Origin of the sequence: Microcoleus sp. S13_B4 (genome assembly GCF_036700885.1) — a bacterium.
Taxonomy (GTDB): Bacteria; Cyanobacteriota; Cyanobacteriia; order Cyanobacteriales; family Microcoleaceae; genus Microcoleus.
The window spans coordinates 1-11,647 of record NZ_JAUBPU010000100.1; the positions used below are offsets into that span (position 1 = coordinate 1).

General features: G+C 45.4%; 12 protein-coding genes. 7 read left to right on the top strand and 5 right to left on the bottom strand.

Features of this window, described 5'->3' with window-relative positions:
* Window positions 1-58: 58 nt before the first annotated feature.
* Window positions 59-265 (bottom strand): hypothetical protein, encoded by a 207-nt coding sequence (locus QT994_RS26595; protein WP_333179961.1) that lies wholly within the window; start codon window positions 263-265, stop codon window positions 59-61.
* A 2-nt stretch (window positions 266-267) separates the two neighbouring features.
* Here QT994_RS26595 and QT994_RS27970 point away from each other — a divergent pair, with 2 nt between their 5' ends.
* The 3 genes from QT994_RS27970 (at window position 268) to QT994_RS26605 (ending at window position 3,022) form a co-directional block, all read left to right on the top strand.
* On the top strand, window positions 268-405 hold the full coding sequence (locus tag QT994_RS27970; protein ID WP_445243949.1) for a hypothetical protein: 138 nt from the start codon (window positions 268-270) through the stop codon (window positions 403-405).
* 670 nt (window positions 406-1,075) lie between these two features.
* The gene (locus QT994_RS26600) at window positions 1,076-2,410 is read left to right on the top strand and encodes an alkaline phosphatase PhoX (protein WP_333179963.1); all 1,335 of its coding nucleotides are present in this window, start codon (window positions 1,076-1,078) and stop codon (window positions 2,408-2,410) included.
* 159 nt (window positions 2,411-2,569) lie between these two features.
* Window positions 2,570-3,022: a DUF732 domain-containing protein gene (locus QT994_RS26605; RefSeq protein WP_333179965.1), complete on the top strand. Its 453-nt coding sequence runs from the start codon at window positions 2,570-2,572 to the stop codon at window positions 3,020-3,022.
* Window positions 3,023-3,501: 479 nt separating this feature from the next.
* Here the strand turns inward: QT994_RS26605 and QT994_RS26610 are convergent, their stop codons facing one another.
* Window positions 3,502-6,273 carry a phycobilisome rod-core linker polypeptide gene (locus QT994_RS26610; protein WP_333179968.1) on the bottom strand — a complete coding sequence of 924 codons (2,772 nt, stop codon included), beginning with the start codon at window positions 6,271-6,273 and terminating at the stop codon, window positions 3,502-3,504.
* Between the two features lie 465 nt (window positions 6,274-6,738).
* Here QT994_RS26610 and QT994_RS26615 point away from each other — a divergent pair, with 465 nt between their 5' ends.
* Window positions 6,739-6,894: a hypothetical protein gene (locus QT994_RS26615; protein ID WP_333179970.1), complete on the top strand. Its 156-nt coding sequence runs from the start codon at window positions 6,739-6,741 to the stop codon at window positions 6,892-6,894.
* A 60-nt stretch (window positions 6,895-6,954) separates the two neighbouring features.
* Window positions 6,955-8,133 (top strand): class I SAM-dependent methyltransferase, encoded by a 1,179-nt coding sequence (locus QT994_RS26620; RefSeq protein ID WP_333179973.1) that lies wholly within the window; start codon window positions 6,955-6,957, stop codon window positions 8,131-8,133.
* Between the two features lie 405 nt (window positions 8,134-8,538).
* Here the strand turns inward: QT994_RS26620 and QT994_RS26625 are convergent, their stop codons facing one another.
* Together QT994_RS26625 and QT994_RS26630 are read right to left on the bottom strand one after the other, a co-directional pair.
* Window positions 8,539-8,814 (bottom strand): hypothetical protein, encoded by a 276-nt coding sequence (locus QT994_RS26625; RefSeq protein ID WP_333179975.1) that lies wholly within the window; start codon window positions 8,812-8,814, stop codon window positions 8,539-8,541.
* Window positions 8,815-9,096, bottom strand: coding sequence for a hypothetical protein (locus QT994_RS26630; protein ID WP_333179978.1), 282 nt, complete (start codon window positions 9,094-9,096; stop codon window positions 8,815-8,817).
* A gap of 510 nt (window positions 9,097-9,606) precedes the next feature.
* Here QT994_RS26630 and QT994_RS26635 point away from each other — a divergent pair.
* Window positions 9,607-9,852 carry a hypothetical protein gene (locus QT994_RS26635; RefSeq protein WP_333179981.1) on the top strand — a complete coding sequence of 82 codons (246 nt, stop codon included), beginning with the start codon at window positions 9,607-9,609 and terminating at the stop codon, window positions 9,850-9,852.
* Window positions 9,853-10,164: 312 nt separating this feature from the next.
* Here QT994_RS26635 and QT994_RS26640 read toward each other — a convergent pair whose 3' ends face one another.
* Window positions 10,165-11,127 carry a hypothetical protein gene (locus tag QT994_RS26640; RefSeq protein WP_333179984.1) on the bottom strand — a complete coding sequence of 321 codons (963 nt, stop codon included), beginning with the start codon at window positions 11,125-11,127 and terminating at the stop codon, window positions 10,165-10,167.
* 158 nt (window positions 11,128-11,285) lie between these two features.
* On the opposite strand from QT994_RS26640, the gene QT994_RS26645 reads away from it, so the two are divergent.
* Window positions 11,286-11,647: helix-turn-helix domain-containing protein (locus QT994_RS26645; protein ID WP_333179987.1), on the top strand; the 362-nt coding region annotated here is incomplete at its 3' end.

Sequence of the window (11,647 nt, forward strand, 5' to 3'; positions counted from 1 at the left end):
GGTTTTTAGCTGGCATTTTTGTAGAGATTGACTAAACTCATTTTTTATTATACCCTATTTAAAGGTACAACAGCTTATCGGCCAAATCCCACATTGTACCGTGTCCCCCAGCGTAGAAAATAGCACCATATTCTGCAGGGTCAATTTGTGCAGGATTGAGAGTATTTTCCACTCGCGCCACCTGCCGCCCGCCGCTATTGGCGAGTTGTATTTGGCAGACAAGTTGACGTTCATCCGAAACTGATAGTACCCGATTTAAGAGCAATTATACAAGCGGTTGTATTGGGATTTGGCTTTAGCGTTGTGTCCGATTACTTGTGTGCAGATTGGGTGAAACAAAATCACTTGACACTTGCCCTCAAACCTGCACAAGCTGTTACTAATCGTATCTGGCTGCTTTTATGAAATGGGAAACACAGTGGGCAAAAATCAAACGGATGTTAAAACTTGGCAAATTTAAATAATTTTATTTACGCGAGGCTTCGCCTCAAAATCCGTATTCCCCGGCACTGCTTGCGAACGAAAATTAGGATTTTGTATCGATTCTCATTAGGATGAGGTACAGGCTCATAATGCCGACAACAATAAGCTCTTCATTAGGCGTGTACTTCATTCAACTGCTAATCACTATTTCAATGTGCTAGTTTTTTATAAATACTCGATTTCAGCTCAGGCGGCAACAATTTAAAGGGGTATTATTAGGGTGAATAGTAAACAAATATAAGCTTTTTAAAGTCACATAAAATTAAAGAAATAAATAATAAATATGGGTTAAAAATTTCATTAATTTAGTTAATTGTTGTTATTTTAAAATTTAATGAATATAGATTTATTTTACAAAAATATCTTTGAATAAAGCCGATCAAGGTACTATCCACTCTACAATTCCCTACCGAATAAAAACGTCAACAGGTTGAATAGATAAAGCAACGAACAGCCCGGTTAGTGGCGCCATTACGAGCCGCTGGGATTGACTTTGAACAGCTATGAGACAACCTTAACGAGAAGTTAAACCAACCTTATCTTGGTCTTGATGCAGGCTTAGTATGCTTTGTTTAATTCACCGGAAAAGCTGATGCAACTATCACGACGAAAGTTTTTTACCTTGGCAGGAGCGAGTGCTGCTGGCACTTTGATGATGTCTCCTCTAGAAGCGCTTTATGCCAGACAGGCGAATGGTCAATCAGTATTTGGGGGAGGGTATGGCCCTCTCGTAGCCGATCCGAATGGATTGTTAGATTTACCCCGTGGGTTTCAGTATCGGGCTTTTTCACGAACGGGCGAAATGATGAGTGATGGTTCCCCTGTGCCCGGTGGTCACGATGGCATGGCGGCTTTCCCAGGTCCCCAAAACACGGTGATTCTGGTTCGCAATCACGAACTGAGTCCGAATTCTTCAACACAAGTTGTGGGCCCCAATCCTTACGATCCTCTTTGCAAAGGCGGGACAACCACACTACAGGTTGGCCCCAATCGTCAGCTCGTCAACCACTACACTTCACTTAGCGGCACCTATCGAAATTGTGCCGGCGGTCCGACTCCCTGGGGTTCTTGGATTAGTTGCGAGGAGAATACCTCGACTCTGGCGACTAATAAACCAGGCAATCCGACAAATGTCTCGAAATCTCACGGCTACAACTTTGAAGTTCCGGCTCTGGCAACGGTTCCTGTGAATCCCGTACCTTTAGTTGCAATGGGACGGTTTAACCATGAAGCGGTGGCGATCGACCCCAAAACAGGAATTGTTTACGAGACTGAAGACCGAGGAGATAGCCTTTTTTATCGCTTTATCCCATCTCAACGGAACAATTTAAGCGCAGGGGGCACTCTGCAAGCGCTGAAGATTAAGAATATGCCGCAGGCAAAGACTTTTGCAGGCTTCCCCAAGGGCCAACCGATGCCGGTGGAATGGGTGACAATTGACAATCCTGACCCTGCTACAGATACGGTACGGGTCGAAGGTTTCGGTAAAGGTGCTGCCCAGTTTGCTCGTGGGGAAGGCATCTGGTACGGCAATCGTGAAGTTTACTTCTGTTGTACGAACGGTGGCTCTGTTGACGCCAAGGGCGGACCGAACGGATTTGGTCAGGTTTGGCGGTATCTTCCCGATCGAGAGACGATCGAACTTTTTGTTGAGGCTAAATCGGCTGACGAACTTGATGGTCCTGACAACATTGTTGTGGCACCTCATGGCGATCTGATTATTTGCGAAGATGGCAATGATGAGCAGTTCGTGGTGGGCGTAACTCCCAACGGGGAACTGTATCATCTGGTAAAAAATGCTCTCAACGGTAGCGAGTTTGCGGGAGCCTGCTTTTCGCCGGATGGTCGAACTATGTTCGTTAATATCCAAACCCCAGGCATCACGTTTGCCATTTGGGGTCCTTGGAAGTCTCAACGAGGAGCATAACATTACTGGCTTATAGTGCGAGCATTTTATTGAGCTGTAAAACGCTCTTATGTTCGCACTATGCAGAATATGGTGAATTACGCCGGATGGTGTCAATATGCGGTGTTGGTTCTCTAGAAAATTATGAAAGTTTAACGGTTTGTGGGAGTTTGAAGAGTCGTGCAATACGTCCGCCAGTCGAAACGAGTGTTTTATTCTCTGGTAATGGTGTCGATCGCCTTTGGCGCTGATTTATCTCAATCTAGTGATTCAGTCGCTCAAATACCTGTTGATTATGTTTGCTATATACAGACGAGTGATGGTCGAACGATCGACTTAGGTAAGCTTTGTGGAAGTAGTGGCAGAGGCCGCCCGATCGCTTTACAGCCAAATGACCAGGACTTTCTTAATAGTTACCAACGATCGTTGAGCAAACGGCTCAATTCATCGTCCTCCGAGGCCGTCTCTCGCGTTCAGCGAAATCCCCAAGCTGCTATCGAACGTGCGCGCGGGATATGTAATGCGCTCAGTGCGGGAATGTCGATCGACTTGCTGCAACCTCAAGGCAATGCTGAAGTTGATGCGCTTAACGCTCTAGCTCCTAAATATTACTGCCCTGAGTTTGATGACTGAGCAAGGAAGTCTGAGTGGGGCGATCGCCTCTGCCATTACTGGCGCTTCAGAAGTAGGAGCAGCGCCTCGGATTGCCTCGGTGAAGTCAGTTGGCAGGTAACACAGCCAGGAAGTAACTAGATTTTGAAGGGAAGAAAGGGTTGATTAACGGTAAGACTTTTTGTGATATTTGCTAACAATTACTTACATTTACAAAATGTTTTTATGCCATCTAAATTGAATATAGCTGAGCCGATGAACGGTGACAAACCGTCGTAGTGAGGAGCTTATTCTTTTCGGCATTCAGAGCCTGTACCTCATGCTAAACAAAATTGGTATAACATCTTTTTCATCAGCATTCATCCGCGGTTAAAAATTCAAAATTAATCAAGACAGCTCAACAAACCGGTAATAAAAAAGGGCTAGCAATTACACTAGCCCTTTAACTAATTTTAGATGTTAAATTAGCACTAATCTAACCTCTAAAACCTCAAATCAATCTAGCTTCTGTCACTAGCAGCTACTGGCTCAAAGCTTGGAACCACCAACTCATCATTCTGCTTGGTGAGTTGATTGTACAGCCTTTCAGTATTCGGGAAATTCGCAGCAGGCAGAGTCGGGAAGCGACGGTAAGGAACAGTATCCTCGCCAAACGCCTCGGCATATTCAACGCTGTTCAACATCGCGTTGATAAAGCCCTTAATCCCTTTACTTGCCAAGATTTGGTTGTACGTCCGAATCTCCGCTTGATTGCGGGGAGCACGGCCCAAGAAGTGCTTGGTTCCCAACTCAATCACCTTAGTATTGGGATAAGGTGCGTAGAACTGTTTGATGTACAGCGACGAGGAACCCAAAGCCTCAATGAACTCCTTGAGATTGATTTCATTGTTGCCAAGTTTGCTTTCCAGCGCCGTGAATTCATTCTTCACAACATAGGGGTTGATGTCGCGCTCAAAAACTTGACGGTAAGCAGCTTGAATTAAAGTTTTCAAAGCTACTTTGTCCGAAGTAGTCGTCAGCTTGAACACCTTAGTTTGTTCGCGTCGCTTGCTGACACCTTGAGCGAGGCTATTTTGTAACTCGAATTCGCCCCGATCGAGCGCAGTGCCGAGTTCGATAAACCGAGGAGTTTCGGGTGTCTGAGCTTGGACATTTTGCTCAGCGACGGAACCCGATCGCATCGTCCGCATCGACAAACCACCGGGAGTTACATAGCGCTCGTAGGGCACTGTATCTTCCCCAAAAGCTTCGTTGTACTCCGTGCTGTCCAGGATGCTATCGACCAGCGCGTAGAAACCCTTCTTGGCGCAAATGTCAAAGTAAGCGTTCATTTCCTGGCGGCCATAGGTAGGGCGTCCCAGGAGTCGGCGGTGAATGTACTCGATCGCCTTACAAACGTAAAGCTTGCTCCAGTACATATTGCGGAACACGTCAGACTTCGCCAACATCCGAATAAACTCGCGCATCGGAATCTCGCCGTTTTCCAGCTTAATTTCCGCTACCTTTTGGCGCTGGCCGTCGAACACGTCGCGACCAAACACTTGCAGGTAAGCTGCCCGAATCACCGCTTGTGTGGAACTTTCGGTAAATTTGACACTGGAAGCATTGCTGTAGCTGCTCGAAACACCGCGGGCAGTTTTCTTGGAAGCAACATAGTTGCTCGGTAACTGGTCTAATTTAAAGACCTTGGGGCCGAGAGAACCAGGAGCAGCGCCGCGAGCCGCCGGATTGCTCAACTGATTGTCAATACCTGCACCTTGACGGATCAGGATGCGGCGGGTGTCCTTGCCGAAGGGAGCCGGACGGCTCTTGGGGTTGCGAGTTTCTTTCGGGAAAATCGCGCCAAACTGAATTTCTAACGGATCATTGCCAACACCGTAAACGTGCTGGTCTGGCAGAGGCTGGTTGTAGCCAGCAAACAAGGTGATGAACTGAGGAACCTTGCGGAACGGAGCGCTGAAATTGAACAAATCAATTTGCGGGCCCCAGTTGCGACATTCCTGAGCTTCTTGGCCCAAACCGCGCAGGTAAGGCACTGTTTCTTCGCCGAAGTAGTCGGAATACTCCTGGGAATAAACCATCGCGTCTACGAGGGCTGGCAGGCCGCCTTTGCTGACGATCGCAAAATACTTGCTAAATTCCTCCCGCGAGCTCAAACCGCGACCTAGGAAGTGACGAGCGGCTAATTCTACAGCACGGCTGTTGACAAAAGGCTCGTAGAATTGCTGACGGTAAAGAGGAGATTTGCCAAGACGACGAATAAACTCTTTCATCGAGATTTCGCCATTTTTGACCTTGGATTCCAGGTCAGAAATGCTTTGGCTGTATGCGCGGGTAATATCGCGCTCGAATACTTGGCGGTAAGCTGCTTTGATTACTTCGAGCTTTTCGGCCGAAGACAGACCGGTTTTCATGACGAATTTCGATCGCCGCTCGGCTGCGTTGAAGTAGATTTGAGGCAGTTGCAGCCCTTGCTGGTCGTTGCTTTCGCGCTGCCGCACCTTGTCTGAAGGTGTGGGAGCTTTGAATTCGGTAATTGCTACGTCGAAATACTGTCCGACGATCGCACTTGCCTCTGCATTGTTTCTGAAATAGCCCAAGGATGCTGCCTTCATTTCCTGCATTGCCACAATTGTGGCCGCCGAAGAGCAAGCATTTTCGATGATTTCCCGCAATCCGCGCACGTTCACCGAAATAATATTCGGGTCGCCAGCGACAATTGCGTAGGTGATGTAGCGCAAAAACCAGCTCAAATCCCGCAGAGATTTGGTCATGTTGCCCGGGCCGTAGCGCGAGACATTGATCGGCTGAAATCCTGCGGGGATTGGGCCGCTGTAGCCGCCACCGTTGCCAGAAAATAGATTTCCTAGCCCCAAGAAACCACCGCCGCCACCGCCGTTGCCGCCAGCGCGGCTTTCTACGTAGGTGACATTTCCCAGTTTCATGCCTTCAGAGACATTCGCCGAGCCGCCGCGAGCCGCGCCTGCTACAGCCATCGCAGGTTCTTGTGGTCTTTCCAAAAATGCCAGCGGGGAACCGCCGGTAAAAATCCGGTTGGCTGCGCGGGATACTATCAGTTCCGAGTTTTGGGTCAGCGTCGCAGAGATATCGATCCGAAGAGCCCCGGAACTGAAATAACTTGCTAGTTCGCTGAGTTCGCCCCGCTGTAGAAAGCGGTCTTGCTGTTCTGCTTGCGAAATTGTTGCGACCGGTACAGTTTGATATAGTTGCGGACGCGCAACCGAGCTTCCACCACTTGCCTTTACAGTCATTAGACTCCTTAGCTCCCTATCCAAATAGTTGCAGCATTTAACCAGACTAACCTTGCCTTCTGATGCAGGTCAAAGTAGGTATTTTTGCTTTGTTTACTTTTTGCCTTTACCTGTCACGAGGTTCGGGCGCGCTTACTTTCTTAGATTAAAATGTTTTGGTTTCATCTTTCTGCCTGCCGGGAAATGTCCGATCCGAAGGCAGGCACGGGGTACTCCCTCCGCTGCGATCCGCCGGTATACCCGTGGAAAAAAAGACTCGGCAGGAGAGTTGCCTTTGGGCGATTGCAGCAAGTGCCGTCAATTAAGGGAAAAGAAAATCAAAAATTTTCTTCTGCCTGTTTCGGGGCCTCTTGCTCTCTTGAGAGACGCCTCCGCTTTACCCGACAGTTCAGCGGTGGGTTATTGACAGTCCTTGTTTGTTAAAAAGCCTGTCGAGATTTATTGTATAGATTTAAGAGAGCTTATATGAGAAAAAATGATAAGTTTTATTACGCAGAAGCTGTCAGGGCTTGGCTATCAGGGGTTGGTCGATCGCCCGATCCCTCGGTTTCAGGCGTGCCCAACTATCGCGAAACGACACTTTTGTTGCCAGTAACGCAGCAACAGAAGTGCATGGCCTAGCGCTGTTATTCCGTAGCTACTGACAACCAATCTCAAAACTCACGCACTACTACCTCACCTATGGATACTACGCCTGATATCAGTGCTGCCGTGCGGCGGCTGTACGATACTTTCCCTTTCCCGCCCGATCCTTTGTCAGATGAACCGCCCCCAGGGTACAACTGGCGCTGGAGTTGGCCTGATGCTTACAATTTTTGCACTGGCCAAAAGCCGCCAAAACTCGATATTCGGATTTTAGATGCTGGCTGTGGCACTGGTTCGAGCACCGATTATCTGATTCACCTCAATCCTGAAGCTTCGGTGACGGCGATCGACCTGAGTGAAGGTGCTTTGAAGGTAGCACAAGAACGCTGTCGGCGATCGGGAGCCCGCGAAGCTGATTTCCGCCACCTCAGCCTGTACGATGCCGCCGAGTTAGAGGGCGAGTTTGATTTGATCAACTGCGTGGGCGTGCTGCACCACTTACCCGATCCGATCCGGGGCATTCAAGCGCTGGCGGCGAAGTTGGCGGAGGGCGGTTTGATGCACATTTTTGTGTATGCTGAGCTCGGACGCTGGGAAATTCAACTGATGCAAAGGGCGATCGCCCTTCTCCAAGGCCCGCAAAAAGGTGACTATCCCGATGGTGTGAAAGTCGGTCGTCAAATCTTTGCTTCATTACCCGAAAACAACCGTCTTGTCAAGTACGAAAAACTGCGTTGGGCAGCAGAAAATCAGCGGGACGAATGTTTTGCTGATATGTACGTTCACCCGCAGGAAATTGACTACAATATCGAGACTTTGTTCGAGTTAATTGACGCTTCGGGATTGGAATTTATCGGTTTCTCAAATCCGGGATATTGGGAGTTAGAAAGACTTTTGGGGAAAGCGCCGGAATTGATAGAAAGAGCTCAGGGTTTGACGGAACGGGAGCTTTATAGATTAATTGAGTTGTTGGATACGGAAATCACTCATTACGAGTTTTTCTTGGGCAAAAAGCCTGTTAATAAAATTGATTGGTCGGACGATCAGGCACTTTTGGCAGCAATTCCTGAGTTGAGTGGTTGTATGCACGGTTGGCCTAGTCAACAAGTGTTTGATTGCAACTACCAATTGCTCAATTTGTCAAGTGCGGAATTTGAGTTTTTGCAAGCTTGCAATACCAAAACTGTGGGAGAGATTTTGGCGGATGTGGAGATGGGATTGGATGAAGTGCGATCGATCTTATCAAAACAGCTAATTTTGCTCACACCAAGTTGAGTCGTAGGGTGCGTCAGTTGCCGTTATTTCCGCTAAAAATCGATAATCTCGAACTGACGCACCTTACCATTTCTGTTAAATTCCCAATTAATCAAGGCTTTACAGTTGGAGGATTAACAGCCGTAATTTGTGAATAACGAGCGAAATCAGCAATGTTAAAAGTTAGGATATGGGTTAAACCATGAACTAGCATAGCAGCAACTAGCCGCGCATCATGAACGTTAACACTAATTTAATGTGAAGTTGCACATATCTCGATCCCCCTAAATCCCCCTTAAGAAGGGGGACTTTGAGCGGAATCTTGTCCCCCCCTTATTAAGGGGGGCTAGGGGGGATCGGATTCTACGGGGCATCATAAAAAATTGGTATAACACCTACAACCTTATGTGTTATAACCAGTCGCTCTCATTCTTGATAAATTGCTTCGGTATCCAACAACAGAGGAAAAAGCTGTTTTAAGCGATTAATTTCTGCCTCTGCTTCTGTTGCAGTACGCCCTAATCCATTTCTCTGGATCGGGCGCGTGCAAACGTTCCAAAACTCGATCAAATTTTGGGGTACGATATAAAGTTGTTCCCCGCGATCGCGCAGAGTAATCACGGCATTGACAGCATCAGGATTCATTGGGTGTGCTGTATCGATGCTACGCAGCAGTATGTTTGTATCTACGAGAAACGGCATTTAACCTCTGTCTCCATAAATGCTCTCTCTGCTAATAGCTTCATCTGAAAGAGTGGGGAGATTTAGGGTACGATGACTGTCAACCCATTCTTGAAATGCTATTGACCATTCTGTTGGGGTAGCTGTTTCATAAAATGGAGGTTGTTGAGGTTCAATTAGCTGTTTGAGCATCGCATCTAGTAATGGTTTAATCTGATCCGCCGTGCGGTTGGTGATTTTTCCCAAAACTTGAGTAATCGTCTGTATCTCTTGTTCGTGAGATTGCTGAAGATTGTGCAGCATAATTATCCTTGAGTGCAAGTTTTTGGGCTGATGATAGCGGGGTCGATCGCACTTTTTAAATTGATTTTAATATTATAACTGTAGCGCAAAGCCTAGGAAGTAGGCGATTGCTGGTTCCCAGGCTCTAGCCTGGGAACCAGTTAATCCTGGATGCACGTACTAGGATTTTCTGTCATTGCGAAGGTAGTGAAGCAATCTCAAAGCTGACGCACCTTTCCCAAATCCCAAATCCCAAATGGATTGACACAGGCCCCCGTCTGCGGCTACGCTTTGAAGTTAGAGGTTACTTTGCTTGTAGAGGAAGTAGCCGGCGTCGCCCAAAAATCTAGTTGCACTGCCCAAAGCTGCTGGTAACAGCAATGGACAGCATAACCGCCAAACTGGGACAAGCAGTCTGGAGGCTAACGGAGTATGATAACACTCTCTGTAGCCGCCCTGCTATGTGTTGAAAAGCGGGGCGGCTGGGTTTTTGGGTTTTTCTAGAAAACCTAAAACCAGGAGAACATAATTATGTCACAGGAATTCTTGCCTGACGACAACAAATTCGATCGGCCAAATGACGACTCAGCAGCAGAATCGGAACAGGATGTGGTTTGTGTAACGGTGACAGGTTCGCCCAAGGGTGTCAGGGAAACTATACTCACTTTGTACCGCCTGGGATTTGCCCAAGTTGGCGATTGGAGTCCCCTACAACGTGCAGCTAATCCGAAGCAAGTAATGAGTGTGCTGATTCGCCGTCGGAAGCGCAAAGCGTAGGTGTTTGCTCGTTCCCAGGCTCTAGCCTGGGAACACATTCCATGAGCATCTGCCTCCTGTTTTTATTTTTATCCGTTAGGGAGGCAGAGCCTCTGGATCTCGGTTCCCAGGCTAGAGCCTGGGAACCAGTTAATAAGACCAACAAATATCAGGCACGTTATTTTACTAAATCAGGATAAGAGCATATCCTGATTTAGAGCCTCAAACATCTATAAATCAAGCTAGGCGGGGATACTCACATTTTCCCGCCTAAGCCCTATAAACCCTGCTATTACGTGACGAAATCGGTATTTCCTCTTTAACCATTCATTTTCATTTTCCAAATTCTATATGAAAGAATCTTTCTTTTTTACTAATAGCTTGATATTCACCATTCAAATCAGCCTGACTTGTTAAATACCTTGCCGCTAAATTAAAATCAAAATCAAATGTTTCTGTATAAGTGTTTCTTAAAGTGTATTCTTGTATTTTGTTAAGATTAAATCGTCGGCTCTCAAATATAGAAAGTAGTTTACTGTCATCAGAAAACCATAAAGATTTCTCTAACAAATCTGAATCTATATCAACAATATTACCTTCAAAAGTGACAACTAAATCTTTATTTTTCTCAAATTTACTAGAAAGGTTTGCACCTCCCTTGGCATCAACAAAAACTGTATCAACCCCTGTATTGATAGAACCAGATTTCTGTTCATTATCAATTTCCATAATTCTTAGCGACTTAGCTCCCATTCGACCGAGAAGCACTATTAATTCATCATCCTTTTCTAAAGCTAAATTTTTATGATAATGTTCAAGACGTGTCAGACGTAAACTATCACGAGGATGTTGAGTATAAGTACCAATTGAAAGATTGCGAGTTCTAGGATATTTTTTTCTTGCCATATCAAGTGATATAATTTCAACTTTCTCTATCGTGCTAGTGAGATTTGGTAAAAAATCTGTAAGAGTTTTCCTTATAACAATCTTAGCGAATTCTTCTTGACGTTCTTTTTGAGTAAATAAGGTGTCTAGTGCCTGAACGCTTGCAACAATCATCTTCTCAGTAGGTATAGGAAAATTCATTATAAAGTCAAGAACATTAGGTTTAGATTTAGGTTTAGGATTATATTGTTCTTCTAATATTTTTTCAAATTGTTTTTGAGTTTCTTTTATAATTTCAGCCTCTTGTGCTATCAAGAAACTTTCTATATTGTAGTTTTTGATTGAAAAAGATTCTCTTTCAACTTCGATATCATTATTTGTGTTAGCATGAGAAATTTTTATGATTTTCATTTCTATTCACTCCTCTTATAGCCTAAATTATTGTATTACAATCACATCTGTGTACCTAAAAATTGTAACCATTGCAGATAAATCAGGAAACGGTAATTAAGCTGTTGTACCTTTAAATAGGGTATAATAAAAAATGAGTTTAGTCAATCTCTACAAAAATGCCAGCTAAAAACCATCTCACTCCCCAACAAATAGAGAAACTACAAAAAGCCTTAAGAGAGGAAGAAAAGGCAAATATTAGAGAAAGAATTCTAATTTTATTATTGCTCAATGACGGCAAGACACAATCTAAAATTGCTGATTTTTTGGGTTGTTCGGTAAACAAAGTATCTTATTGGTGTATGAAGGGAGACCCCGACAATTTAGAAAGTCTAATAGATGAGAGGATGAAGGGAAATCACAAAAAAGCCACAGATAAATATATAGAGATATTATTAGAAACTATAGAAAAAGACCCTCAAGAATTAGGATATGACTTTGGACGATGGACAGCGCAGAGATTAGCAACATACTTAGAACA

Coding starts and splice junctions, on each gene's coding strand:
- QT994_RS26600 (WP_333179963.1), top strand. CDS start 1,076: ATGCAACTATCACGACGAAAGTTTTTTACCTTGGCAGGAGCGAGTGCT.
- QT994_RS26635 (WP_333179981.1), top strand. CDS start 9,607: ATGTCACAGGAATTCTTGCCTGACGACAACAAATTCGATCGGCCAAAT.
- QT994_RS26620 (WP_333179973.1), top strand. CDS start 6,955: ATGGATACTACGCCTGATATCAGTGCTGCCGTGCGGCGGCTGTACGAT.
- QT994_RS26640 (WP_333179984.1), bottom strand. CDS start 11,127: ATGAAAATCATAAAAATTTCTCATGCTAACACAAATAATGATATCGAA.
- QT994_RS26630 (WP_333179978.1), bottom strand. CDS start 9,096: ATGCTGCACAATCTTCAGCAATCTCACGAACAAGAGATACAGACGATT.
- QT994_RS26610 (WP_333179968.1), bottom strand. CDS start 6,273: ATGACTGTAAAGGCAAGTGGTGGAAGCTCGGTTGCGCGTCCGCAACTA.
- QT994_RS26615 (WP_333179970.1), top strand. CDS start 6,739: ATGAGAAAAAATGATAAGTTTTATTACGCAGAAGCTGTCAGGGCTTGG.
- QT994_RS26625 (WP_333179975.1), bottom strand. CDS start 8,814: ATGCCGTTTCTCGTAGATACAAACATACTGCTGCGTAGCATCGATACA.